A 25,533-nucleotide genomic window follows, 5' to 3' on the forward strand; every position below is an offset into this window, starting at 1 on the left:
TTGTTCAAAACGTGTCTATCGCGGCGGCCTGCGTCCATAGTTGTGGTAGCCGTCGGCATACCCCGCGGCAAAGTCCCTCTCGTACTTCGTCGAATAGCGTTCGCTCCACCACTGGTAGTAGTCGCGTCTGCCTTCATCGGCATCTTGCCGTCCCATCCGGTATCCATCGTTGTAGTAGTTCACCCGCTCGTGGTCGCCACCATCATCGTTATCGGATTTCGACGCAGCCACCGCCGCCCCAAGAATCAACGCGCCGAGAATCCCACCAGCAATCGCGGCGCTCGTATTGCTGCCGCTGTCGCTGCGTCCGCGTCCATAGACAAACTGCGCCCTGCACCCCCGATCCACCCAGATGCCGCGTGGATCGTACCCCCAGCTATATCCCTGCTGACATCGCGAACCCGAAATCTGACGCGTTAGTTGAACGTAGTTCTGCGTATCGGCGCGACAGTATCTGCAACCCCCATCATCGCTCGAGCAGGTCAATCCTCCTGTTTGAGCCATAGTGAAAATTGAAGTAGTGAAAATTAAGACAGTAGCAACAACACGAGAGAGCCCCATCAGGCGTTCCTCCGAGGAGTGCGTAGGCATCATGTCAAATGCGAGACGATGCGACATCAGATTTGTGCCATTTTTTGTATCTCTTTTGCGATCAGGAGATTCATCGCCAGATGAAAACGCCAAAAGTCAATCCCTCCCGTTAGGATTTATTTCTCATAGCACCCCATAACCCCTCCCAGCTATACTAGGCACTTGGAAGCAAAGCGAGAAACGTCATGCTCGAGCACCCGTTGGATAACCTGAACCACTTCAACAGCTTCTAACTTAAGACCCCAAGGAGTCTCTTCCCCTATGAAGCTCAAAGGACAGAAAGCAGTCGTCTGCGGTGCCGGTGGATTCATCGGCGGCCACCTCGTTCAAAGCCTCCTCGCCAATGGCGTCGATGTCATCCGCGCCGTCGATATCAAACCCCTCGACGAGTGGTATCAAGTATCCAAGGACGTCGAAAGTCTCTCCCTCGACCTCAAAGACAAGGACAGCTGCCTCACTGCAGCCACAGGCGCAGAAGTCGTATTCCAGCTCGCCGCCGACATGGGTGGCATGGGCTTCATCGAAAACAACAAAGCCCTCTGCATGCTCTCTGTTCTCACCAACACGCACATGCTCATGGCCGCCCGCGAAAAGGGTGTCGAGCGCTTCTTCTACTCCTCCTCGGCCTGCGTCTACAACGGCGAAAAGCAGACTAATCCCGACGTCGTCGCCCTCAAAGAAGAGGACGCCTACCCCGCACTTCCCGAAGACGGCTACGGCTGGGAGAAGCTCTTCTCCGAGCGCATGTGTCGCCACTTCGAAGAGGATTACGGCCTTCAGGCCCGCGTCGCCCGCTACCACAACGTCTACGGCCCGCTAGGCACCTGGACCGGTGGCCGCGAAAAAGCTCCCGCAGCCGTCTGCCGCAAGGTCATCGAGGCCAAGCACTCCGGCAAGCACGAGATCGAAATCTGGGGCGACGGCAAACAGACCCGCTCCTTCATGTACATCGACGACTGCACCAAGGGCACGCAGATGATCGCCGAGAGCGAGATTCACGAACCCCTGAACCTCGGCTCCGACGAGCTCGTCACCATCAACCAACTCGTCGACATCGCCGAAGACATCGCCGGCATCAAGCTTAAGCGCAACTACAACCTCAGCGCCCCCAAGGGCGTCAACGGCCGTAACAGCGACAACACTCTCATCCAGCAAAAACTCAACTGGGCACCGTCCATCAGGCTCCGCGACGGCCTCGCCAAAACCTACGCCTGGATCGAAGACGAGATCCTGTCCAGCAAACCGCTCGCAGCCGCCACACGATAGTTAGTCCTAGCAAACAAAACCGGACCCGAGAGCATGTAACTATTCTCGAGGGTCCGGTTTTACTTTAAAAGCAGGGTTAGTGGTCTCTTCTAACGTCGATTTGTGTTCCCCGAAAAGCTAAATCCCGTATCCGGCTGAAGACACTCTTCGCCCCTCGATCACCGCCAGGCCGGTCGAAGAGTTGAAAAACACCAGGATGCCTCTGTCGAATCGTTCTCTTCCTGTGATATGCTGAAGCACATTATATCGTATTACGATATAATGTTGGAGATGGCCAATGATCTTCTATGTATTCTTGCTGGTTATTTTTCCATTGGTTGGAATCATCGCCGCTATCGTTGTAATCACTAAAGATTCGATTGAGCGACGTCATCTTCATCGCCACCGATGAAGATGACGTAAGCGTCCTTAGTGAATGCGCCATAGGTCCGCCGATCGATCTTTCGAGTGTCGAATAAGGAGAGCCAGCCCTTACTTCTTCTTCTTGGCTGCCCGTTCAGCGAGTACCGCGGAGTTCTCCGCCACTGCGGCGCGGATGAGTTTCTTGAAGGCAGCCTCGTTGATCTTCTCTCCCTCGCGGACGTCAATCGCACGCCGCGCGTTTCCTTCCAGGCTGGAATTGAATAGCTTCTTCGGATCTTCGATGGAGGCTCCGCGAGCGAACGTGAGCTTCACCACCTGCTTGTACGACTCCCCTGTGCAGACGATGCCGTCGTGAGACCACACGGGTGTCCCCATCCACTTCCACTCCTCCACGATGTCGGGATCGGCATCGCGAATGAGCTGACGGAGTTGCGCGAGGGTCTCTCCGCGCCAGTCCCCAAGTTCTTCAATCCGCTTGGTGATGTTCGCCGAAGCGTCCCCGCCACTCGTACCACTTGTTGGCTTCATATTTCCTCCGATCCTTCGTGTCCCGGTCTCTGCACCTTGCTAGGCCGATCGGTTCGGAATAAGTCGCCGAAGCAGATGGCCTTTCCACATCAACAATCCCGTAAGGACCATGAGAGGAAAGAAGACAAACCGAGTAGGGTGGGCGTACTGCGGCAGCTTTTCAAACGGACTGTAGATATATCCGTAGATCGGAATGCTGACGATGATGTGAATCCAGCGAAAAATCAAACGTTGGTTCATGATGTCCACGCCTCCTTTTCGATGCGACGTTACTGGAACCCGGCGACAACTCGCTCCATGTTGCCGATGAACTTATTCCACCCGTAGGTCGCGCCCTTATACGCGGCATCTTGATCGGAGCCGAAGCCAGACTGCTCCATGCGCAACAGTGTTCCGCCACTTGTCGGGACCAATGTCCAAACGACGACGCTCTCCAGCCCCATAGTGCCCCAGCTATACGAGAGCTTCTTGTTAGGCTCGACCACCAGGACTTCAGAATCGATTACGCCATTCCAATTGGGCACGGGCGTGGAGCGGAAACTAAACCCATGGCCCACGACAGGTTGGAAGTCGTTATCCATCAGCCACTCCTTAATCAACGGGCCTTCTGTCAAAGCGCGCCAGATCTTTTCCGGCGGGTATGGCATCTCTCTTTCGATCACAAGTGTGCGAGTAGTTGTAGTCATGGGTCCATCCTTTTTAGTAAGTCTTCGAGCCGGTCAAACCGGTCGTTCCAGAAGCGGCCGTAGTCCCTCATCCAATCCACCAGCGGTGCGAGAGCTTCCGGCCTGGCGTGGTAATGGGTCTCGCGCCCCTTGCGGCGATTGCGAACCAGCCTCGCACGCTTCAAGGCGGACAGATGCTTCGAAACCATCGGCTGCGACACACCTGCCCGCTCGGTCAAAGCATGAACGGTCTGGTCGCCCTCGCGGGTCAGCCGCTCGAAGATGGCCCGGCGGGTCGGATCGGCGAGAACCCTGAACAGATTGTCTGCGGCGCTCGGCATGGCACAAACCATAACCGAATGGTTATGAATTTGTCAATGGAAAATCCTGCATCGTCCAGCACAAAACTACGACCCTGACGCGTTCCTCTTTAAAACTCATTTCCTCTACGCTCATCCGAAGTGTTCTCTGATTTATCCTTGCAGAGAGGAGTGGAACAGTGGGGAGGAAGTCGTCAGTAAAAAGTCGACGCCCGAAATCTTCCTCGGCCAACTGGCTTCAACATCACTCCCAAAGAACCTTCCTGCTATTGTCAGGGGCCCTCATCCTGGTCCTCTACTGGCGAAGCTTCACCTCCCCATTCGTCTACGACGATCTCGAGCAGATCGTTAACAATCCAAACCTCTCCACCTGGGGCTCCTTCGTACAACGTTTTCTCCTGCACCCGGTTGAGCTCACAACCTCCTTCCTCGGCTATGCCGGGTCTACCTATCGGCCGCTCTTCTGGTTCTCCCTCTTCATCGACCGCGCCCTCTGGGGTCTCGACGCAGGCGGCTATCACGCAACCAACATCGCTCTCCACCTCATAAATAGCAATCTCGCCTTCGCTCTCCTCAGAAGGCTCAAGATGCCTCTCGTTCCCGCTGCGGCTGTGTGCCTGTTGTGGCTCTCCTTGCCCATCAACACCGAAGTGGTGGCATGGATCAGCGGACGGTCGTACGCTCTATGCACCCTCTTCGTGCTGGTTTGTCTTCTCTCTGCGCTCAACAGTATTCGCCATGGCGGATGGACCTGGAGGCTGGCATGCTTTTTCGCCGCCTTCTGCGCCGGACTCTCACACGAACTCGGCATCTTGATCCTTCCTCTTCTGCTACTGCTTCTACTTCTTATCGAAGAACAGCGGTCGAAGAATCTCTCCATAACCCTGGCTACGCTCGGCCTCGCCGCCTTCGCCATCGAAGCCGTGCGCTTCAGCGTCAAGGTAAAGTCCTTCTCCGGAATCGCATCCTTCAAGTGGGCCGGCCTCGCGCTTTCGAAGTATCTGACCCTCACAATCCTTCCACTGCACATGAGTGTGGAGCGCTCTACCTTCTTCTCCCTAGGACAGTCGCACCCATGGTTGCTTGCCGCAATCGTCTGCTTTGTTCTTGCGTTCGGTTACGCGGCGTTCCAGCGTCGGAATCATCCCGCCCTTCTCGGCGGTCTCACGTGGTTCCTTATCTGCATCGCGCCATTCGTCGTGTTCACGAATTACCAGGGGCTCGCGGAGCGTTTTGCCTATCTCGCCTCCGTCGGAATCGTTGTAGCTATCATTGCCGTCTGCTCCATTCCTAACCAGCCTCGCCTGCGCAAAGTGCTGGCGGGCATCATCGCGTTATGGGCCGTGTGGAATCTCTATAGAACCACCACGAGGGTTGCAGATTGGGCCGACCCAGTACAGCTATTCGCGCACTCCTTGCAGGCGACGCCGCAAAGCCCATCCCTTCACTACAACCTCGCCTACTCGCAGAAGGTGAAGGGCGATCTTCATGCAGCGCTCGACGAATACCAGCGCACCATTCAACTCGACAGCAACTATCCCCACGCGTACGCAAGCCTGGGCGATGTATACCTTCAACTCGGATCGTTCGGTGAGGCCCAGGCAGCCTACAAGCAGGCGCTAGCGCAGGCTCCCGACGACATACCCACACTCCTGAACAGCGGCACGGCGGATCAGAGTGTCGGCGAGACGAGTGAGGCCGAGACCAACTACCAGCGAGTTCTGCAGCTCGACCCCTCCAACAGTGCAGCTCATGTGAATCTCGGTGTCCTCTACATGAAGGAGAATCGATCGAACGATGCCGCGAAGCAATTCGCGGTTGCTGTCGATCAAAAAACCAAAGACCCAATTCCTTATTTCAACCTTGCTGTGCTCTATCAGCAGTCAGGCCAACATGATCAGGCGCTCGCGCTCTACAAGAGAGTTCTCGAGCTGAAGCCGAACGATGAAGACACACTCGCAAACATCAAGCTCCTCGAACAAACGCACTAACTCCCACCGTGGCCACGTGCTCTGAGTTCTGAAAAAATGCGATACTCAGATGAAACCAAAGCAGATCGGGATTGAAGAAAACAATGGACACCCCTGGCGAGCTCAACGAGATCGTTCTTCCGCAGACTGTGGTCGGTCCGCTTACACGGTCGGCGATCTTTCTGGTGCTGTGTATCCCCCAGGACGAAGATGCTTACGCGCGCCTGCGCGACTTTTGCGCTGGTCTCTCCGGGCTGATTCGCGCGGTGGAGTTTCGAGACGTAGAGGCGGGCCTTACCTGCGTCGCCGGATTCGGGTCAGATGCATGGGACAACCTCTTCGGAGCGCCTCGCCCCGCCGAGCTTCACCCGTTTCGTAGGATTTGCTCCGGGGGACGCGATGCCGTCTCCACGCCGGGGGACATCTTCTTCCACATTCGCGCCAAACGCCCGGATCTCTGCTTCGAGCTGGCGACGCAGATCATGGACAGCATCGGAGACATCGTTTCCGTGGCCGACGAGGTGCACGGCTTCCGCTATTTCGATGACCGCGATGTGATCGGCTTCGTCGACGGAACGGAGAATCCACGGGGTGATGCGGCGCGCGACACGGCGGTCGTTGGCAGTGAAGACCCGGCCTTTGCAGGCGGCAGCTACGTCATCGTGCAGAAGTACCTCCACGACTTGAAGGCGTGGAATTCGCTCCCGGTCGAGATGCAGGAACGCATCATCGGCCGCCGCAAGCTCTCGGACATAGAACTGAGCGACGCGGAAAAGCCCACATACGCACACAACGCTCTCACCAACATCGAGGAGAACGGACGTCAGCTTCAGATCCTGAGAGACAACATGCCCTTCGGGCGTCCCGGCCACGGCGAATTCGGAACGTATTTTATCGGCTACAGCCGCACGCCGCGCATCACCGAGACCATGCTGGAAAACATGTTCGTGGGCCGGCCGCCTGGAAACTACGACCGGCTGCTCGACTTCAGCCGCCCCGTGACCGGCAGCCTGTTCTTTGTGCCATCTGCAACATTTCTCGACAACGTCACGCCCGACGCGCCGGAAGATGCAAAAGCGCCGTCCGCCGAACCGCCTTCGTCTCCACCGTCACCCGGTGCCGTGCACGATACATCACTCAAAATAGGATCACTAAAGGGAGAGAAAGATGAATAACCTCCATCGAGAACTGGCACCTATCTCTGACGCGGCATGGGCGGAGATTGAGGAAGAGACGACGAGAACACTTAAGCGGTATCTGGCCGGACGACGCGTTGTGGATGTTCCATCGCCGGGAGGAATCGCTTTTCCTGGAGTCGGGACCGGGCACCTGAAGAACATCTCCGCTCCTGCGGAAGGCATCCTCGCAAGACAGCGTGAGGTGAAGCCTTTAGTGGAGCTGCGGGTTCCATTCGAGCTGTCACGTCAGACGATCGACGATGTGGACCGTGGCTCCGATGACTCTGACTGGCAGCCTGCGAAGGACGCTGCGAAGAAACTAGCTTTCGCGGAAGATCGCGCTATCTTCAACGGATATCATGAAGCGGATATCCAGGGCATCCGCGAAGGCACCAGCAACCCCATCGATACCCTACCCTCAGATGTGCGGGATTATCCGGATGCAGTGGCGCATGCGCTGAGCCAACTGCGGTTGATGGGCGTCAACGGGCCCTACTCGGTTGTGCTGGGGGCCGAGGAATACACAGCGCTCGCCGAAACCCGCGATCACGGATATCCCGTGCTCGAGCATGTGAAGCGTATCGTGGACGGCAACCTGATCTGGGCCCCTGCAATTGAAGGCGCATATGTTCTGACGACCCGAGGCGGCGACTTTGAGCTGAACCTCGGACAGGACGTTTCGATCGGCTATCTCAGCCACACCGATTCCGCCGTCCAACTGTATCTTCAGGAGACTTTCGTCTTCCGGGTGCTCACCAGCGAAGCTTCGGTCGCGCTGTCGCCGTCACAGAAATCTTCTTAGCCGCAGATACGGCCACGTGCAGGAGCAATCGGAAATAGGCATAGCGGAAGCAACGCGCGTTTACTAGTACTCATCCGCCAAGTGTCCGAGAAGCGACTTTCGGACACTTGGCGAGTGCGCCAGACCATCTCCCAAGCTACGCTGTCGGACCCTCCAGGATGTGAGCCAACTCATGCAGCCGTTGAGCATCCCTCGCATCCTTTGCGTCGGACGCGCTCGTTTCAACAGACGCCGCCATGCCATGAAGTTTTGCTAAATCCTTCTTGGCAAGGTGTGACTTCTGCGCCCGCGCGATTGCTTTATTCAAATCAGCAATCCGATCCGCAGACAGCGCCTGCGAACGTCCTAACTGATCGAGATAGGCTCGCGCGACCGTCAGCTGAGATGGCCAGGTAATCTTCTGCTGATTCTGTACGTTCAGCTCATTGACCTGAACAAGCCTCGCCGCATCAATTTCATTCTGAGTCAGAAACTTGCTCGGGATCAGCTTGAACACGTCCAGGCCGCGCGCAATCTCCGACCCGTAGATGTAGCCGTTGTACCAATACGCAGACCAATCGCCGCCCAAAACTAGCGCCTTCGCATCGACAGGCCCGCGATCGAAGTAGGCAATCTCGTACGCATGGGCCGGATCCGTAAAGTCCATCACGGAAATACCGCCTTGGTACCAGGCCTGCACCTCGATATCACGCCCGGGCACTGGTATCAATGAGCCATTGTGAGCCACGCAGTTTTCCGTCTCCGTCTGAGCAGCCGGCATCTTGTAGTAGCTCGCAAACGACAGCTTGTCGTCCTTCAAATTGAAGATCGCGTCCGCTCCCCACTTGTTGGGATCCGTCGGACGGCAGCGTGGCTGCAAACCTCCACCCCACTCGTCGGTGAACACAACCTTCGTTCCATCGTTCGAGAAAGACGCCGAGTGCCAATACGAGTAGTTTGGATCGTTCACCGCATCCACGCGCTTCGGGTGCACAGGGTCCTTAATATCAAGCAGTATGCCATTGCCCGAGCACGCCCCAGCCGCAAGCCCCAAAGCCGAATACACCGTGATGTCATGGCACTGGTTGGTATCCGCTGGCTTCTCTGCCTTCTTATCGTGGCTTCCACCATTGTTCAGGCCATTCAGAGCGCCCGTACGCGGATCGATAAACACTCGCGGACTCGAAACCACCTTGGCCTGCTGCGGCGCAGCAATCGGCACCTTGATCACATCGATTCGAAACAGCGATGTATTCGGATCCTTGTCCGGCTTCTCCTCGCCTGAGCAGCCCGCCAGCTCTTCTGACTGCCGCACAAACGACGTCCCCGAAACATAAATGTAGACGTTGTCCTTATCGCTCGGGTCCAACACCAGCGTATGTGTGTGCGACCCACGGCAGGTCTGCACCGCTGCTACCTGCTTCGGATTCTTGATATCCGAAATATCAAAAATCCTCACACCGCGAAAGCGATCCGGACTCGCCGTTGGAATTCTGTGGTCCTTTTCATGCCCCGGCTCCGGTGGAGGCAGCGGCGGAAAGCCCTGCACTCCGCAATCCAGCCGTCCGTTCGGCATCTCCACCGACATAAACAGCAAATTCCCGTACACCGATACATCGCCCTGCCCACCCGGACACACCAGCGAGGTAATCAGTGACACCTTCGCCGGGTTCGAGATGTCGTAGAAGTTCACGCCATAGAAGTTGCCCTGGAACAGATGCGTTCCCTGAAACGCGAAGTCTGAGTTTGCAAAAGCGAGCTGCGCAATCACCAGCTGCATTGGCTTCGGAATCTTATTCCGATTACCCACGCCTATCAGATCCAGACTCTTCTGAACCGCAGGATCATCTGGATTCGTGGTCGACAGCTGAAACGCCTCAGGCTTCTTCACGAATGCGAGGTGCTCCATCCCCATTGCAGTCTCGCCGGCGTCGTAAAGGCCTGCCTTCAGCCCCACGCGCGGATCGCTCGTCGTAGATCCCGTCATACCCGGCGGGAGCGGAACAGCCGGTTGCGGCACAAACGGATTTTCGTCTTCCTCAGCCGCCTTCGCGGCCGGAGCAGCGGGAGCAGCCGGAGCCTGCGCCAGCAAAGCTCCCCAACCGGAAAACACCAAAGCCGTGCCAAAGGCCACTCCAGCCAAACGAAAAGCAAAAGACTGCGTACGATTCATCGTTTCTCCTTCAACATGCCCTGCATAATTGCAATCTCGGCCCTCTGCGTGTTGTCAGCGTCGGTAGCAAAGTCGAATAACTCCGCATCCTGCCCCGCACCGGGCGTATCGAACAACTGCTTCACCATCACCAGCGCTCCGTTGTGATGCTGAATCATTCCCGCCAGAAACAGCCTGTCGAACTCCGCGCCTTTAGCCTGTCGCAGCTCATCCATCTGCTTCGGCGTCAGCATCCCCGGCATGGCCGCCATCGGACTACCGTTCATATCCATATCCGGCATCCCCGGCATGGACATGGTCACGGGCTCCCCACGCGCCCTAAGCCAGCGCTTCATAAACTTCATCTCATCCGCCTGAGAAAGGCCGATCCGCGCTCCCAAAGAGCGAATCTCCGCGTTCTCCGTGTGCGATGGAATCAGATCCGTCATCACGACCGCCTGCCCATGATGCATGATCATGCCCTGCATGAACTCGACATCTGCCTGCGACCGTTGCGGGGCCGTCCCCGTTGTAGAAGGCGGCAGCCGTTTGCTCGGTGTTCCTGGTGCGCCTGGCTGCACCACCACCGGAGCCGTGTTCGATTGAGGTTGCTGACCATAAATCGCACAGGCCGGCAAGCTGCAAAGCAACACAGCCGAGAACCATCCGCAGAACCGTACCGCCGTCGTCACCTTGGTTCGTGACTTGCCGCCACGACCGACCGAACCGAACCCAGGTTTTCCCAATCCATCGAGCATTTTTGTTCTCCCACGGTATCATGTGGCCCCTGATCATGTGGCTCGTGCGCACCTGATCGGGGCATAGATGCGCCTCCTTTGTCCGCGTGTGGGTGGTAATAAGGTGACGCCACGAGAATTGGCGACTCTTCATCTTTCGCGTGTCGAATAAGATAGAGACGAATAGATCCCTTCATGTCGACAACTCCGGCCACTCACCGCATCCTTGGCATCGACTTCTTCGACGGCTCTGCAAAAGAAGCCATCGACATCATGCGCGCCAAAGGCGGTCTCCTCGTAGTCCCCGCGGCCCCGGCCCTCAAGGACCTCGACCGCAGCCCCGATTACCGAGACGCTCTGCTCAACGCGGACCTCGCCATCACCGACTCTGCCTTCATGGTCCTCATCTGGAATCGTCTGCAGCCGATCCCTATCAAGCGCCTCTCCGGCCTCGAGTACCTCCGCGATCTGCTCCTCGAGCCAGACGTTCGCCAACCTGGCAACACGCTCTGGGTCATGGCCAGCCCAGTCAGTACGAAGCGCAATCTCGATTGGCTCGCAGGGCAGGGAATCGTCATCCCAGAAGACAACATCTACATGGCTCCCATGTACGGCAACGCGCCCATCGAAGACCCTGTTCTGGTCGAACGCCTCAACCGACTTCGCCCCCGGCACGTCATCGTCACCATCGGCGGTGGAACCCAGGAGCGTCTCGGCCTCTACCTCAAACGCAATCTTGCCTATCGCCCCGCCATCCACTGCATCGGCGCCGCCATCGCCTTCCTCTCAGGCGATCAGGTTCACATTCCCGTCTGGGCCGACAAGTTCTACCTTGGCTGGCTCTTCCGTTCTCTCGCCGAACCGAAGCGCTACATCCCTCGCTACTGGGACGCCCGCAAACTCCTCGCGATCATGCTCCGCAACCGCAGCCGTCTCCCCGAACTGAGATCTGACCTGAGATCTTAGCCAAACCCTCGCTAACTTCTGACTAATCAGATACCTGTCCCAAAAACGGACACCTCTGGCTCGCGAACCGAAAATAAACTTGAAAAACATGGCATGTTTTTCGACGCTCAAAAAACGACATCCAAAACACCACGTTCACCACGCAATCCACCACAACTTCACCACGATCTCACCACCACAAAACAGTCAAAATAAGTAAAAACCCCCTGTAAAAGTGAGGTTTCTCCCTGTCGATTTTTTTAGTACCAAAGTTTGCAACTTCAAGCATCGTCTTCTCACCTTCCCGGCGTCAGAACCGATAGGCAAACCAGGGAAAACTCTCATGCTCACCAGAAAGTTGTATTACCCACCCCGGTACCCCATACCTAGAATGAGCTTCATGCCGGCCTCCTTTGCAGCGTGTGTCAAGTCAATGATTTCATTGCCGAAATCGCATCTCTTGTCCATAGCGTTCGCCGTCTTGCTGCTTTCGGCCACGCGCGTGCTTCCGGGCCAGGGCCTCGAATCTTCAGGAAATCTCACAGTAGCCGAGCAATACCTTCTCGCCGCCGCGAACGAAGACCGCGTCAATCAAGGACTTCAGCCACTTCGCTTCGACCCCGTCCTCGCAGAAGCCTCCGCCGTCCACGCTCGCGAGATGGCCGCCCACGCCGAAATCTCCCATCAATTCAATGGAGAACCCGCGCTCGCGGAACGCGGATCCAATGTTGGCGCACACTTCAGCCTCATCACAGAAAACGTAGCCGAAGCCCCCACCTCCGTCATCATCCACAATCTCTGGATGCGCTCGCCCGGCCACCGTGCCAACCTGCTCGATCCCAACGTAGATTCGATTGGAATCGCTATAGTGACCCGCGATCACCAACTCTACGCAGTCGAGGACTTCGCCAGCACAGTTCAAACGCTCTCACTCAACCAGCAGGAGCGCACGGTTGCCGGCGTTATCGCGCAATCGGGAATGCGCGTCGCCGCCACTACAGAAGAGGCCCGTCGAACATGCACAATGTCCTCTGGCTACGCGGGTTCTCGCCAACCCTGGTACATCATGCGATACACCGCAGGAAGCTTGAATCAAATTCCCGACCAACTCAAAAGCAAACTGGCGTCAGGCAAATATCACCAGGCCGTAGTCGGAGCCTGCTCGACAACACGGAACAGCCCCTTCACGGCCTATAACATCGCCGTCCTCCTCTACCCCTAGTCTAAACAGCAGCAGATGCGCCAGCCTTAGCCATTCCCGGAAGCTGCCATGCGATCTGGTCCTTGCCAGGGCTCTGAAAGCATCTATGCCCGGTCTATCCGGACAATGGCGCCTCGAGATGCTGCCCACAGCTCTCACATTGTCATCGTTTTGACTTCATAGTTGAAAGCAGTTCGGAGATACAGGCATTCGTCAATCTGATAAAAAGCGTTCTTTGCACCCATGGTGACTATTTGCACGTAGCCATGACGGTAGCCTTTGACCCCTCTATTCCGATTTGTTATAACTAAACAAGCGCGTGAGTCTCCCCGCGGGTCCAAAAAGACGTTCCTGAGTAGCTCAATGGCAGAGCATTCGGCTGTTAACCGAAGGGTTGTAGGTTCGAGTCCTACCTCAGGAGCCATATTATTATCAACAAGTTAGACCCTCAGCAACACCTCCCAAAAACCTCTCAAAAAGACCGATTGTGGGGGAATTTGTGGGTACCAGAAATAAAAAAAGTGACTAATCGCGCGCAAGGATGAGCAATCGTCGAAGCGCGATGTGATTATTTTGGGAATTGCTTTCGGTCCGAGCGACTAGGCAACTTTCGAACGTTTCGGAGGGCCTGAACCCACCTTTTTTTGCGGGTTGCGTTTGACGATAGACTCCAATGCGTCTCGTTTCGCTTCCATCCGAATATGGCTGTAATGCTTCAACATGCTCTTGGAGACATGGCCGGCAATATCCATAATGGTTTGGTCCCCATCCCCGCTTTCAGCCAGGTCCGTGATCATCGTATGGCGATGGTCATGCCAACGCCCGGTAACTTTAGCTTTCTTCCGAACGTTATTCCAGGCGGTCTTTAGGGCGGTGACAGGTTTGGTGGGATCGTTCGGACGCGGCTTTCCGAAAGGGAAGACGTACCAGCCGGGTTCAGTCGCCGCAAACCGTTCCTTATACCACTCGGCATATTCGTTCATCGTTTTGGCCAGAGAGGAATTTAGAGGAATCGTTCGTCCCTCACCTGCCTCCGTCTTACTTTCTCCGACAGTCAGATAACTTCGCTTTAGGTTGATCTGGCCCCAGGTGAGCTGTTTGAGCTCGGCATCCCGTATGCCTGCGTTAAGAGCGAGCATGATGGCGGGATAGATGTGCGGCGAACGGGCGCTCTTCGCCACCTCTAACATCCGAACCTTTTCTTCTGAATATGCCTTGCCGATAGACTTGCCAACCTTGAGCTTCAGCAGCTTTCGCTTTTATAAGACGAACGCGAAGAATGTCACCAAGTTCATCCATGATACGAAGCAGAAAGCCAACCTCTTCATTAACGGTCTTGGGAGCTGCACCTTCCCTCAATCGTTCATTTTGGTAGGAGGTTATCGTAGCCTCGTTACAGTCGACAAACATCTTGCTCCCGACGATTCGCTTGACGTGTGAAACCGCATAGTCTGCGAAAACCGCTGATTGTGGGTGACGCAACTTATAAGCGGTAAGATATTCCCCTGCCATATCCCCAACTGTTCGCACTCGTTCGTGCCGAGTGTCCGACACGTTGTTGAACCCCTCTTCCAGCTCGCGCTTTCGATTCCGTTCGGCGGTTCGAGCCAATGTCTTTGACGTGCTCTTGCTCGATTCCCTAATACGTCTTCCCGAAAAGGGAAACTCGTACCACCAGATCTCACCACGCTGAAAGATCGCCATGCCTACCCTCGTTTTTGAATCCGGTCGCGCCCGGAATGGATGGATGCCGGGGGGATGCGTTCCATTTCGCCCATCCCACCACTAGGCTGCGCTTCCATCCACAGGGTTAAATCGTACTCCCCGTAACGGACTAGACTTCCCAGTTTTCGAAACTTCGGTCCCTGATTTTCTAGCCTCCAGCGCCGGAGGGTTGCCAGACTCACGTGAATCCGATCAGACAGTTCGATTTCCGTTAAAAATTGGTTCATTATTCTTCTTTCCCTTCTAGCGAAAATTGTTCAAAATAAGAAAATGATGCTTGAGATCGTCTCCGCAGCGATGTCGAAGCATCGGGTAGAGCATTAGCGACAAGCATCGGCGAACTGTGAATCTGAGTCCAATTCCAATTGGTTTGGGCGCTATTCCATTTAGGAATAACGAGGACGCTGACCGTGCTTAGGACGCGGCATCGTTCGAGCCTTCAACCCGCATCTAAAGGTATGCACCGCAGTCTGGATATCCCGAATTGAGCAGTACAAGGGAGGCTGGAGATGGGGCAAAATGACATCAGGCTGATGGAAGCCGCGATTGCGCTGGTGGAAGAACTCAATTTTTCCAGAGCCGCGCAGAAACTACATATAACTCAACCGGCTTTGACAAAGAGAATCTCTGAACTGGAAGACCGTCTTGGCATTCCGCTCTTTCCCCGGGATCACCAGATGGTTGAAGTCAACGATTCGGCTCGAGCTTTTGTCGAAGAGGCACGAATATCCGTACTTCATGCCGAGCGGGCATTTCAGGCTGCTAGAAGAGCAGCGCGGGGCGTGGATATCGTGTTGAACGTCGGGAAGTCGCCCTATACCGATCCGTTTCTAGTCTCGACTTTGTTGTCGATTCGATTGCCCGTCGTAATCGCGTTGAGGTCGATCAGTGCCAGATTCATCGTGTGTCCGCATTTGGGGCAAATATGCAGTCGACCCCTCTGAACAACACCAGAGGAATAACTCGCGGACCTGAATTTCTTCGCTCAGAGAGTCAACTTCTTCGAATGGCCAGTCCATTGACGAGGCAAATGGTCTTAGCAACGCGGTTGTAGAATTTAAGAAGATCAGAGGTTGGTCCAGACATGCCGAATTACACAAAAAGTGCGGAAGCGATCTCCCGCCTTTCTTCTGAGGAGTTCCAAGTCACACAGCAAGGCGGAACCGAACGACCTTTTGAAAACGCCTTTTGGGATCATGATGAAGCTGGTATCTACGTGGACATCGTATCGGGCGAGCCGCTCTTCTCTTCGCTAGACAAGTTCGGCAGCAATTGCGGTTGGCCAAGCTTCGCTAAACCAGTTGAACCAAGCAATGTGGACGAACGATCAGATCAAAGTCACGGCATGAGCCGAACGGAAGTACGATCGACCCACGGTGACAGCCATTTGGGACATATCTTTGATGATGGCCCCAAAGACCTTGGGGGACTACGCTATTGCATCAATTCCGCGTCGCTTCGATTCATTCCTCTTGATGAGTTGGAGAGCGAAGGGTACGGCAAGTATCTCGAGCTGTTCGAGAAAAAAGGACTGGAGTAACGGCATGACATCATCGAACGAGCGCGCAATTCTCGCAGGCGGATGCTTTTGGGGAATGCAGGATCTCTTGCGCAGCTTCCCGGGCGTAATTACGACGCGGGTCGGATATACGGGCGGCACTATTGCAAACGCGACCTACCGTAATCATGAAGGGCACGCTGAAGCAATCGAAATTGTCTTCGACCCTCAACAGCTCACCTATCGTCTCCTCCTAGAGTTCTTCTTCCAGATTCACGATCCTACGACGTTGAATCGTCAGGGGAATGACACCGGCACGAGCTATCGCTCGGCGATCTTTTTCACGACAGACGAACAGAAGCGGATTGCGGAAGACACAATCGCGGACGTCAATGCCTCCGAACTGTGGCCCGGCAAAGTCGTGACCGAAGTAGTTCCGGCAGGTACATTCTGGGAGGCCGAGCCGGAGCATCAGGATTATCTCGAGCGTCTTCCAAATGGATATACCTGCCATTTCATCAGACCGAATTGGAGACTTCCAAAGCGAGCTGCCTGAGCGCGCTTGAAGTCTCATGGCTTCGCGTAAGGTCGTCTGCTGTGTCGGAAGGTTTTTTGTTGCGGAGCCCCCATCCTTTCGCACTACAAGTCCGCGAAACACCCGCACAGTTCAGCCTGATTCAGTCCTATGCAGCAAATAGCTAAGACCGTTGGAAAGTCGGTCGAGAACTCGGCCCTGAATTGAGACGAATTTGACTAGTAAGAGGGCTTCGCACGTAGCCACTCCGGATCAGGCGCAATCACGCCGAAACCGTGGAAAGACAGTCCGTCGCAGTCTTGTGGAGGCAAGCGAAGCACAGGACGCGGCACTTCTAGCCCGCGAACTGCGTACCTCGCAGACTCAGCAGGAACTTGCCGTGATTGTCGTGGTCGAGTTCACGGGAGAACTCCGCAAGCGCAAGCTTACGGCGGCCGCTCGACTTGCCCGAACCGCGGCTTCTGTCATGGCGGGAGAGGAAGACCTCCCAGGCAACGAAGCCTCCGCCCTCGACTTGGATGCGAGCCGCACAGAGTTCGAGGAACTCGCCCGATCGGCCGGTGCGACCATTGCGGCTACTCTCGTTCAGCGCCGCCAAAAGCCAGATGCCTCAAGCCTCGTCGGTCAGGGCAAACTCGACGAAATCGTTGACGTTGTGGCCAGCACCAACGCGTCGCTTGTTCTCTTCGATCACGACCTCACACCTTCGCAGCTTCGCAACATCGAATCCCGGCTACCCTGCCATGTAATCGACCGTTCGCAGCTCATCCTCGACATATTCGCGCGCCATGCCAAGACCCGGGAGGGCCAGCTCCAGGTAGAACTCGCACAGCTCAAATACCAGCTGCCCCGCCTCGCCGGACGCGGTCGCGCCATGTCGCAGCTCGGCGGCGGCATCGGAACCCGCGGCCCTGGCGAAACTCAGCTTGAAACCGATCGGCGTAAGATCAACCTTCGGATCGATCACATCAAAACCCAGCTCGACGCTGTCCGTCGCATTCGCCGCCAGCAGCGGCAGCGGCGCGAAGCAGTCCCGGTCCCTGTGGTCGCCCTCGTCGGTTATACCAACGCCGGCAAGAGCACGCTCTTCAATGCCTTGACTGAAGCCGGTGTGCTCGAATCGGCGCGTATGTTCGCTACTCTTGACCCCAAACTCCGGCAGCTGCAGCTTCCTTCCCGACGCAAGATCCTGCTGTCTGATACCGTCGGCTTCATACGCAATCTTCCCCACACACTTGTTACAAGCTTCCGCGCCACCCTTGAAGAAGTCGAGCGAGCCGAAATTCTTCTCCACGTTCAGGATGCCTCTAGTCCTATGCGCGAGGAGCAGAAAATTCAGGTTAAAAAAGTCTTAGCCGAGCTAGGAGTATCGGCCAAGCCCGTCATCCAGGTCTTGAACAAGACCGACCTCATCCCGTTGCGGGAACTCGCCCACCTCTCCCGAGATCGCGAAGCGATTCCCGTCTCCTCGCTTCAGCGTACGGGCCTTGACCAACTTCTGAAGGCCGTCGATGCGGCGCTCGTGGTCGACCCGCTCGTCGAGTCAAGCTTTAGGCTCCCGCAATCAGAAGGCTCCATACTTACCGCCCTCGAAAGGGGCGCAATCATCAACGAGAAACGCTTCGAAGGCAACCTAGTCTTTTTCCGAGCCCGCGGACCGGCATCCCTTCTTGACCGGTACTGCCGTTTCCGTGAGAAACATCACCTATCCTAACGAACGTGTGCGAACGAAGCATACAGAATTATCCATCGGACTTAAGAATAGGCAAGTCTCCGAGCCTAAGGCACAAACCAATACCGCGTCGCTCCACCGCCGGTTGGATTAGTCACTACAAGCCGACTAATGAGATGGTCCGCCGCTTGATTCCCCTGCCTGAGCAGGAGGATCGTGAAGGCAGCTTCTTACAAGGAGGATCATCGTTATGCAGATACATTCAGTTGGCATCGATCTGGGCAAGACGACCTTTCATTTGGTAGCACTCGGAGCGTCTAGCAAGGTGCTCGTGAAGAAGAAGTTCACGCAGCGCCAGCTACTGACGTACACCGCGAACATGCAGACATCGCTGATCGGTTTGGAAGCCTGTTCAGGAGCGCACTTTCTGGCACGGGCATTGCGGAAGCAGGGCCACGACGTTCGGTTGATCCCAGCCCAGTTCGTGAAGCCTCTCGTGAAGTCTAACAAGAACGACTTCGTGGATGCCGAAGCTATCGCTGAAGCCGTCGAGCGCAAGAACATGCGCTTCGTTCCGATCAAGACGGATGATCAGCTGGACCTCCAGGCTATCCACCGAGTGCGCGACCGGCTTATCTCGCGGCGCATAGCAGTCATCAACCAGTTAAGGGCATTCCTGCTCGAACGAGGGATGGTCTTTGCGCAGACACCAGCGAAGCTCAAGGCTGCAATGGCTGACATCCTCGAGAACGCGGAAGCGGATCTGACACCGCAGATGCGCAGCCTCATCGACATTCTGTGGAGTGAGTGGATGACGGTTGAACAACAGATCGAAGAACTCACCACGGAGTTGGAACGGATCTCCGCTGCAGACGCCGGTTGCACCCGCATTCGTCAGATACCAGGCATTGGACCGATCGTAGCCACGGCCATCGTTGCCGCCATCGGCAACGGAGCTGCCTTCCGTAAGGGGCGAGACTTCGCAGCATGGCTTGGGGTCGTGCCACGGCAGTATTCCACTGGAGGCAAGGCGAAGATGCTCGGCATCAGCAAGCGTGGCAACGTCTATCTACGCAAGGTTCTGATCCATGGTGCACGAGCTGCCGTGTTGCGGATCAAGCGAGATCGAGCACCCATCGGGCCCTGGCTGGATCGACTGGACGCCAGAGCTCCCAAGAACGTTGTCGTGGTTGCTATGGCGAACAAGCTGGCACGCATCGCATGGGCCGTACTATCAAGCGGCGAAGACTATAGACCACTATCGAGCGTCTCCGCAGCATGAACTGACAGTGCCAGTAACGGCGCCACATCAACGGATTTGAACTTACCCACCGAAGTCTGCACTGGAACAGCAAGGACGAAAGAACAGTCACAACGGCGTGCTTTCAACCTGATACCGATAATGGTCTCTCCAACGACCGACCGACTTGTAAGGACAGGCACGCAGCGGAACTCATCATGGCCAGGAGACACGTTCTCCACTCAAAGGCCGAATATATTGCCGCAGACTTGTATATCGCTCCGAAGCTTTTCCCTTGCAGTCCTGCGGCGGACCATACATTCTCGGTAGTTATCGTGTCTCAATGAGTGCATTGGCGAAAATGCACTCACCGAGATCCGCCAATTTCAGATGGGTTACAGCCTGGGGCTCGCGGCCATCTCGGAGGCCCGCGCCAGTGCTTGCGTATCGATGTACTCCCGAATCTTCGTCACCTTGCCGTTTCGAACGGTGATGTCGAAGACCCAGTCGTCCTTGAACGCCCTATTCGTGGCTTTGATTTTCCCCGTAGCGACGCCGACGACCAGAACCCGGTCTCCCTGCGCCACGAATTCGGGGGGCTTTGGGTATGAGGTTTCCACCGTTTCGTTAGCCTTCTGAAGTAAATTCTCCAATCCCGCGTGCCCGCGGTGCGTGCCGGCCAGCGGCCAGTCCTCGCCCGGAACGATCCACTCAATATCTTCGGCAACCAACGCCAGCAGACCTTGCTTATCGCGGCTGCCCATTGCTGCAAAGAAATCCTTCACAATTTGGACATTCTTTTCGATGCTCATCGGAATCTCTCCTTTTCCCTTACCTCAAGCGTGTCCGATCCAATCGGACGTTTCGGAATCGTCGATTACTGCTGCTTCTTGAACAAATCCTGAAAGATGAGCAGACCCCAAGTCTTGCCGCGTGCGTGGACTAACGCGCCACCCTCGTTGAACTTTCCAAGCTTGACGGGTGCGAACCCAAGTTGTTTGGCCAAATCCGCCACGGGAGCGATAGCGTCCTCGTCATCGCTCGACAGAAAGACGACCCGGTGGCCGCCCTCGACGATCGGGTCGGTAGCCAGTGTGGCCGCAACCAGGTGATTAAAACCCTTCACCAACTTGGCGCCGGTGAACGACTTCGCAACGAATGCGGAGGATGGGAGACCGTCCAGTTCCTCAGGTGGGACTGGAAACGAGTTCATCGCGTCGATGACTGTCTTGCCTTTCCAACTCGGCAGGGCCTTCGCAATCTCGCGATGTTCCCCGAACGGAACCGCCAAGATGATTGTGTCAGCCTCGAGTGCATCCCGCAGCGACTTGGCGACGACCGTGGGTCCAATCGCCCGAGCCTGCGGTGCCAACGCCTCGGGGGGCCGGCGACTCGCAACGGCCACGTTGATATTCTTACGGGCAAAGGCTTGGGCGAGAGCCTGACCTATCTTTCCGAATCCTACAATTGCGTAGCTCATATGTTCTCCTTTGATTTACCGAATCCTGCGGCGCTCCGAATAATCGACTGGAGCGCCGTTGGGCGAGTGCGTCAGATTTGCGCTAAGCCGCCGTCGACGGCGAGCTCGCTAGCGGTCATGAAGCTGCTGTCGTCCGACGCGAGAAAGGCAGCAGCCGCCCCGATCTCCGCCGGATCGGCCATGCGCTGGAGCGGAGTCATCGCGGCGTAGACCTTCTGGCCCTCCTCGCCTAACGCTGCCTTTGCGAGTTCTGTCGCCGTCGCTCCGGGCGACAGCACGTTTACCCGGATGCCGGTGCCCTTCAGGTCCTCCGCCCAGGTCCGCGCGAGGTTGCGCACTGCCGCCTTGCTCGCGCTGTAGACGCTCATTGTCGGGGCGCCCGTGGTGCCGGCGCTCGAGCCCGTCAGAATGATCGAACCGCCCTTGCCCATCAGCGGAAGCGCCTTCTGGACGGTGAAGATCGTACCCTTCACGTTGGTGTCGAAGGTCTCGTCAATGTGCTCGGCGGTGATCTTGCCAAGCGGAAGCGGGCTTCCCGCCCCGGCATTGGCGAAAACGATGTCGAGGGTTCCGCGCTCGGCCTTCACCGCCGCGTAGAGCCGGTCGAGGTCGGCCAGATCGGAGATCGAGCCCTTCACTGCGCGGGCGTTGGACCCGAGATCGGCCACAGCGGCGTCGAGTTCTGCCTGCCGGCGGCCGAAGATGAAGACGATGGCGCCCTCCTCGATGAAGCGTTTTGCTGCGGCGCGGCCGATGCCGGTAGCCCCACCCGTGATGACTGCAACTTTTCCTTCAAGCTTTCCCATAATGACTCCCTTTGGTCGATCTGTAGAATTCAGTGATCTTTTTGGCGGTGGAGAAGAACTGCTCGCGAGTCCTAATCTTTTGTCGATTCGTCGGCGCGAATTCAGATGGCTGAGAAGCCGCCGTCGACAGCCAAATCCACCCCATTCACGTAGCTCGACTCGTCTGAAGCAAGAAACAGCGCGACCGCCGCAATTTCCTCAGGACGACCCATCTTGCCGCGCGGGATCAGGGATTCGAACATCTCCCTCGTCTCCTTGTCGAGTCGCTGGGAATCCGGTGTATCGACCTGCCCCGGGCTCAGCACGTTCACGCGGATATGCCTGCCCTTCAGTTCGTTGACCCATGTGCGTGCGAATGAACGCAATGCCGCCTTGCTCGCCGCATACACGCCGAAACCAGGAAATCCTTTTACCGAAGCAACGGACCCGATCATGATGATCGATCCGCCATCGTTGAGCAGTGGCAACGCCTTCTGAACCGTAAACAGCGTTCCACGCACAATCAGGTCGAAGCCCGCATCGAAGTGCTGCTCAGTAATCTCACCCAGCTTGGCGGCTTCGCCCTTGCCTGCGCTCGCAAACAGAACGTCGATCTTGCCCTTTTCCCGCTTGACTGTGTCGAACAGACGGTCGAGGTCGTCGAGATTGGACGCGTCGCCGCGCACGCCGGTCACGTTCCGGCCAATCAGCTTGACCGCCTCATCGAGCGCCTCCTGCCTCCGGCCCGTGATGAAAACGTAGGCGCCTTCTTCAACGAACCGCTTGGCGCTCTCCAGCGCCAAGCCGCTCGATCCACCCGTGATGACTGCAACCTTACCTTCAAGCTTTCCCATAATTGCTCCCTTCGGAATGTGTGAAGCATTCCGTACACTAAGGTAGATTCTTTGGCGGCGGACGAAAACTGCTCGGGAGTCCAAGATTTTTGTCTATTCGTCCAGAAAGATGGCTAAACCGAGCTGTTTTGCTCATTATTGATAGAACTGGGACGCGCGGGGGAAAAGGAGTCTAGGAGTTGTGATGCTGGAAGGAAGGAGAATGTCCGTCATGGTAGAGGCCTCTTCGACCTGATGCTGCACTTGTCCGACGAGCGAAGCTGCGCAGTTTCGCAGAGGCTCACAGAACACTATTGCTTTCGAGAGCAGATGGAGGCTCAGTTGGACCCGATAACAGACATCTTCAGAACGCTGCACGTAACCGCTTTCGGTCTGCACAGGCTCGAAGCCACAGCCCCGTGGGGCGTAAAGCAGGAAGAGCGGACCGAAGACAAAGTCACGCCTTCCGACAAAGAGATGCCACCCACAGATTTGGCGCACTTCGTCATGCTTTCGCGCGGCAACTGCTGGCTGAGTGTGGAAGGGATTCCGAAGCCGATTCCCCTCACCGGTGGCGATTGCTTTTTGCTCGCCCGGGGGACTTTGATCGTTCTGCGCGACAGCCCGCGAACACGTCCGAGGTGGAGTTTCCGCGAGATCGGGGCCAAAGCCAACAACAATGTCGCTCATTATGGAGGGGGTGGCGCGCCGACGACAATCGTCTGTGGGTCCATGAGTTTCGATCGCGCCAGCCTGAGGCCGATCACTCAGTTATTGCCGAGCTTCATTCTGATTAAGGCCGAGCAGGCACGCACGCTAGCTCTTCACGACACAATGCGAGCGCTGGCGTCAGAAATGGCAGAACAGGTGCCGGGATCTGAAATAGTCGCGACTCGGCTAGCCGAGGTCTTGTTTATCCAAATACTCCGGGCGCATATCGCGTCGGGACCGGAACGTAACAAAGGATGGCTTCGTGCTGTTTTCGATCCTCAAATTGGCACTGCTCTGAGTGCCGTTCACGACAGTGTGAATACACCTTGGACAGTCGAATCTCTGGCCGAAGCGGCGGGCATGTCTCGCTCCGCATTCGCAGCGCGTTTTAAAGAGCTACTCGGACAAACACCGCTGGAATACGTAACCGAGTGGAGGATGCAGAAGGCGATGCAGTTACTCGAACAGCGTGACAAGAAGCTCATAGACGTTGCTCGGTCTGTCGGTTACGAGTCCGACGCTGCGTTCAGTAAGGCGTTCAAGCGAGTTGTCGGGGCCAACCCTGGTGAATACCTCAAACATGGGTTTGAAGGCCACGGTAATGCCGGAACGGCGGAAGCTTTTTAAGCGGAGGATTCTGACTTTGGCGGCGGGGCCCAGGGGCCATGGAAGTGTGTTCTTCCACTGAAACGGGTGCCCCAGCTGCCTCGCATTTGGGAACGGGAGACCACGGACCCAAAACCGACCACGATCAGTCCCGGTAAACGCTCTTTTCGACATGTGAGAAAGCAGTGACGAGAAGCCGACTAATGAAATGGTCCGCCGCTTGATTCTTCAGCCGTAGTAGAGGGATGGTGGTGGCAGCTTCTACAAGGAGGATCATCGGCATGCAGATACACTCGGTTGGCATCGATCTGGGCAAGACTACCTTTCACCTCGTCGCACTTGGCGCAGCTGGTAAGGTGCTCGTGCGGAAGAAGTTCACGCAGAAGCAACTCCTAATGTTCACCGCTAACATGCAGATGTCGCTGATCGGCCTGGAAGCCTGCTCTGGCGCGCACTTTCTGGGTCGGGCATTACGCAAGCAGGGGTATGACGTTCGGCTGATCGGCGCGCAGTTTGCGAAGCCTTTTGTGAAGTCCAACAAGAACGATTTCGTCGATGCAGAGGCGATCGGCGAAGCAGTCGAGCGCAACAACATGCGCTTCGTTCCGATCAAGACGGATAACCAACTAGACCTTCAAGCGATTCACCGTGTTCGGGATCGGCTGATCTCGCGTCGAACGGCAGTGATCAACCAACTGCGGGCTTTTCTGCTCGAACGCGGCAGGGTGTTTGCGCAGAAGCCGGCGAAGCTCAAGGCAGCGATGGCGGACATCCTTGAGAACGCCGAAGCCGACCTGACACCGCTGATGCACAACCTGATCGACACGCTGTGGGGTGAGTGGAAGCTCGTTGAGCAGCAGATCGAAGAACTGAACGATGAACTGGAGCGCATCTCTGCCAGCGATGCCGGGTGTACTCGCATCCGCAAGATTCCTGGGATCGGGCCGGTCGTGGCGACGGCCATCGTCGCTGCCATCGGTAACGGTGCTGCGTTTCGCAAGGGACGAGAGTTCGCAGCATGGCTCGGGATTGTGCCGCGCCAGTATTCAACGGGAGGGAAGGCCAAGCTGCTCGGCATAAGTAAGCGGGGCAACGTCTATTTACGTAAGATCCTGATCCATGGCGCACGCGCTGCCGTGCTGCGGATCAAGCGAGATAGAGCGCCGATCGGAGCATGGTTGGACGCACTCGATCACAGAGCTCCCAAGAACGTCGTGGTGGTCGCCATGGCCAACAAGCTCGCACGTATCGCATGGGCCGTGCTCTCCAGCGGCAATGAGTACAGACCTGTCGCCGCATAACGCTGCGGAAAAGACGCCTGCGCCTGGAAGCGCTGATGCGCTCCCACTTTCGCACCACCACGACGACTAAGCTTCCCCACCGAAGTCTGCACAGGGGCAGCAAGGACGAAAGAACAGTCACAACGGCGTGTCCGCAGCCTGGTACCGAGAATGGTCTTCAACGACTGACCGACTTAGAAGGACAGACACGCGCGCAACTCATCATTGCCAGGAGAGCTGATCTCCACCGAAAGGCCGAATACATTTGCGCAGACTTGTCTTCTCGACCAAACTTTCCCTTGCAGTCCAGCGGCGGACCATACATTCCCGATACCAATCGAATGCCGGGGCGCCTAAGCGATCAAGGTCTATGTATCTTGCATGCACAAGCTTTGATTGCGTTTGATCTTCGACGACCTGTCTCAATACTTCATAGCGTTCAGGCCTTCGCACTTCTCACGGGTATCTCCA

Annotated in this window: 26 protein-coding genes and 1 tRNA gene; 14 read left to right on the forward strand and 13 right to left on the reverse strand. The window is 56.4% G+C overall.

What is annotated here, in order from left to right:
- Positions 1-15: 15 nt before the first annotated feature.
- Entirely contained in the window at positions 16-486 is a 471-nt protein-coding gene (locus tag HDF14_RS24115) for a DUF3011 domain-containing protein (RefSeq protein WP_260698549.1), read from the reverse strand.
- Between the two features lie 366 nt (positions 487-852).
- On the opposite strand from HDF14_RS24115, the gene HDF14_RS24120 reads away from it, so the two are divergent.
- A complete protein-coding gene (locus tag HDF14_RS24120; protein ID WP_183981315.1) occupies positions 853-1,857 on the forward strand; it encodes an NAD-dependent epimerase/dehydratase family protein in 1,005 nt (334 codons plus the stop codon).
- Positions 1,858-2,328: 471 nt separating this feature from the next.
- On the opposite strand, the gene HDF14_RS24125 is transcribed toward HDF14_RS24120, so the two are convergent.
- Genes HDF14_RS24125 through HDF14_RS24140 form a run of 4 tightly spaced genes read right to left on the reverse strand, consistent with a single transcriptional unit; the run spans position 2,329 to position 3,766 of the window.
- Positions 2,329-2,748 carry a DUF1801 domain-containing protein gene (locus HDF14_RS24125; protein WP_183981316.1) on the reverse strand — a complete coding sequence of 140 codons (420 nt, stop codon included), beginning with the start codon at positions 2,746-2,748 and terminating at the stop codon, positions 2,329-2,331.
- Between the two features lie 39 nt (positions 2,749-2,787).
- Positions 2,788-2,988 (reverse strand): hypothetical protein, encoded by a 201-nt coding sequence (locus HDF14_RS24130; protein WP_183981317.1) that lies wholly within the window; start codon positions 2,986-2,988, stop codon positions 2,788-2,790.
- 29 nt (positions 2,989-3,017) lie between these two features.
- Complete coding sequence (locus HDF14_RS24135; protein ID WP_183981318.1) at positions 3,018-3,434, reverse strand: SRPBCC family protein; 417 nt, start codon at positions 3,432-3,434, stop codon at positions 3,018-3,020.
- Positions 3,431-3,766, reverse strand: coding sequence for an ArsR/SmtB family transcription factor (locus tag HDF14_RS24140; RefSeq protein ID WP_260698550.1), 336 nt, complete (start codon positions 3,764-3,766; stop codon positions 3,431-3,433). Before HDF14_RS24140 ends, HDF14_RS24135 begins: the two co-directional genes overlap by 4 nt.
- A 236-nt stretch (positions 3,767-4,002) precedes the next feature.
- Between HDF14_RS24140 and HDF14_RS24145 the strand changes: the two genes are divergently transcribed.
- The 3 genes from HDF14_RS24145 (at position 4,003) to HDF14_RS24155 (ending at position 7,683) form a co-directional block, all read left to right on the forward strand.
- Entirely contained in the window at positions 4,003-5,724 is a 1,722-nt protein-coding gene (locus HDF14_RS24145) for a tetratricopeptide repeat protein (protein ID WP_183981319.1), read from the forward strand.
- A 71-nt stretch (positions 5,725-5,795) separates the two neighbouring features.
- Positions 5,796-6,878 (forward strand): Dyp-type peroxidase, encoded by a 1,083-nt coding sequence (locus HDF14_RS24150; protein ID WP_260698551.1) that lies wholly within the window; start codon positions 5,796-5,798, stop codon positions 6,876-6,878.
- Positions 6,871-7,683 (forward strand): family 1 encapsulin nanocompartment shell protein, encoded by an 813-nt coding sequence (locus HDF14_RS24155; protein WP_183981320.1) that lies wholly within the window; start codon positions 6,871-6,873, stop codon positions 7,681-7,683. Before HDF14_RS24150 ends, HDF14_RS24155 begins: the two co-directional genes overlap by 8 nt.
- A gap of 136 nt (positions 7,684-7,819) precedes the next feature.
- Here HDF14_RS24155 and HDF14_RS24160 read toward each other — a convergent pair whose 3' ends face one another.
- Positions 7,820-9,835, reverse strand: coding sequence for an LVIVD repeat-containing protein (locus HDF14_RS24160; RefSeq protein WP_183981321.1), 2,016 nt, complete (start codon positions 9,833-9,835; stop codon positions 7,820-7,822).
- A complete protein-coding gene (locus HDF14_RS24165) occupies positions 9,832-10,572 on the reverse strand; it encodes a DUF305 domain-containing protein (RefSeq protein ID WP_183981322.1) in 741 nt (246 codons plus the stop codon). The genes HDF14_RS24160 and HDF14_RS24165 overlap by 4 nt, the downstream gene beginning before the upstream one ends.
- A gap of 174 nt (positions 10,573-10,746) precedes the next feature.
- Here HDF14_RS24165 and HDF14_RS24170 point away from each other — a divergent pair, with 174 nt between their 5' ends.
- The 3 genes from HDF14_RS24170 (at position 10,747) to HDF14_RS24180 (ending at position 13,121) form a co-directional block, all read left to right on the forward strand.
- The gene (locus tag HDF14_RS24170) at positions 10,747-11,517 is read left to right on the forward strand and encodes a WecB/TagA/CpsF family glycosyltransferase (protein ID WP_183981323.1); all 771 of its coding nucleotides are present in this window, start codon (positions 10,747-10,749) and stop codon (positions 11,515-11,517) included.
- A 439-nt stretch (positions 11,518-11,956) separates the two neighbouring features.
- The gene (locus HDF14_RS24175; protein ID WP_183981324.1) at positions 11,957-12,718 is read left to right on the forward strand and encodes a CAP domain-containing protein; all 762 of its coding nucleotides are present in this window, start codon (positions 11,957-11,959) and stop codon (positions 12,716-12,718) included.
- 328 nt (positions 12,719-13,046) lie between these two features.
- Positions 13,047-13,121 (forward strand) — tRNA-Asn (locus tag HDF14_RS24180).
- A gap of 175 nt (positions 13,122-13,296) precedes the next feature.
- On the opposite strand, the gene HDF14_RS24185 is transcribed toward HDF14_RS24180, so the two are convergent.
- Both HDF14_RS24185 and HDF14_RS24190 read right to left on the reverse strand, forming a co-directional pair.
- A complete protein-coding gene (locus HDF14_RS24185; protein ID WP_183981325.1) occupies positions 13,297-13,878 on the reverse strand; it encodes a site-specific integrase in 582 nt (193 codons plus the stop codon).
- Positions 13,823-14,401 carry a hypothetical protein gene (locus HDF14_RS24190; RefSeq protein WP_183981326.1) on the reverse strand — a complete coding sequence of 193 codons (579 nt, stop codon included), beginning with the start codon at positions 14,399-14,401 and terminating at the stop codon, positions 13,823-13,825. Before HDF14_RS24190 ends, HDF14_RS24185 begins: the two co-directional genes overlap by 56 nt.
- Before the next feature lie 554 nt (positions 14,402-14,955).
- On the opposite strand from HDF14_RS24190, the gene HDF14_RS24195 reads away from it, so the two are divergent.
- The 5 genes from HDF14_RS24195 (at position 14,956) to HDF14_RS24215 (ending at position 19,409) form a co-directional block, all read left to right on the forward strand.
- A complete protein-coding gene (locus HDF14_RS24195; RefSeq protein ID WP_183981327.1) occupies positions 14,956-15,366 on the forward strand; it encodes a helix-turn-helix domain-containing protein in 411 nt (136 codons plus the stop codon).
- 140 nt (positions 15,367-15,506) lie between these two features.
- Positions 15,507-15,962 (forward strand): peptide-methionine (R)-S-oxide reductase MsrB, encoded by a 456-nt coding sequence (msrB, locus tag HDF14_RS24200; protein WP_183981328.1) that lies wholly within the window; start codon positions 15,507-15,509, stop codon positions 15,960-15,962.
- A 4-nt stretch (positions 15,963-15,966) separates the two neighbouring features.
- On the forward strand, positions 15,967-16,476 hold the full coding sequence (msrA, locus tag HDF14_RS24205; protein WP_183981329.1) for a peptide-methionine (S)-S-oxide reductase MsrA: 510 nt from the start codon (positions 15,967-15,969) through the stop codon (positions 16,474-16,476).
- Between the two features lie 445 nt (positions 16,477-16,921).
- The gene (gene hflX / locus HDF14_RS24210; RefSeq protein ID WP_406707267.1) at positions 16,922-18,169 is read left to right on the forward strand and encodes a GTPase HflX; all 1,248 of its coding nucleotides are present in this window, start codon (positions 16,922-16,924) and stop codon (positions 18,167-18,169) included.
- 208 nt (positions 18,170-18,377) lie between these two features.
- Entirely contained in the window at positions 18,378-19,409 is a 1,032-nt protein-coding gene (locus HDF14_RS24215) for an IS110 family transposase (protein WP_183981331.1), read from the forward strand.
- Between the two features lie 353 nt (positions 19,410-19,762).
- Here the strand turns inward: HDF14_RS24215 and HDF14_RS24220 are convergent, their stop codons facing one another.
- From HDF14_RS24220 to HDF14_RS24235, 4 genes are all read right to left on the reverse strand, one after another.
- Positions 19,763-20,179, reverse strand: a complete 417-nt coding sequence (locus HDF14_RS24220; protein WP_183981332.1) for a nuclear transport factor 2 family protein — start codon at positions 20,177-20,179, stop codon at positions 19,763-19,765.
- A gap of 65 nt (positions 20,180-20,244) precedes the next feature.
- On the reverse strand, positions 20,245-20,847 hold the full coding sequence (locus tag HDF14_RS24225) for an NADPH-dependent F420 reductase (RefSeq protein ID WP_158945372.1): 603 nt from the start codon (positions 20,845-20,847) through the stop codon (positions 20,245-20,247).
- A 71-nt stretch (positions 20,848-20,918) separates the two neighbouring features.
- The gene (locus HDF14_RS24230) at positions 20,919-21,653 is read right to left on the reverse strand and encodes an SDR family NAD(P)-dependent oxidoreductase (RefSeq protein ID WP_183981333.1); all 735 of its coding nucleotides are present in this window, start codon (positions 21,651-21,653) and stop codon (positions 20,919-20,921) included.
- Positions 21,654-21,754: 101 nt separating this feature from the next.
- A complete protein-coding gene (locus HDF14_RS24235; RefSeq protein WP_183981334.1) occupies positions 21,755-22,486 on the reverse strand; it encodes an SDR family NAD(P)-dependent oxidoreductase in 732 nt (243 codons plus the stop codon).
- Positions 22,487-22,807: 321 nt separating this feature from the next.
- Between HDF14_RS24235 and HDF14_RS24240 the strand changes: the two genes are divergently transcribed.
- Together HDF14_RS24240 and HDF14_RS24245 are read left to right on the forward strand one after the other, a co-directional pair.
- Positions 22,808-23,803, forward strand: a complete 996-nt coding sequence (locus HDF14_RS24240) for an AraC family transcriptional regulator (protein ID WP_221304862.1) — start codon at positions 22,808-22,810, stop codon at positions 23,801-23,803.
- A gap of 260 nt (positions 23,804-24,063) precedes the next feature.
- Complete coding sequence (locus tag HDF14_RS24245) at positions 24,064-25,083, forward strand: IS110 family transposase (protein WP_183981336.1); 1,020 nt, start codon at positions 24,064-24,066, stop codon at positions 25,081-25,083.
- Positions 25,084-25,533: the final 450 nt, after the last annotated feature.

It is taken from the genome of Tunturiibacter gelidiferens (assembly GCF_014201335.1).
Lineage (GTDB): Bacteria > Acidobacteriota > Terriglobia > Terriglobales > Acidobacteriaceae > Edaphobacter > Edaphobacter lichenicola_E.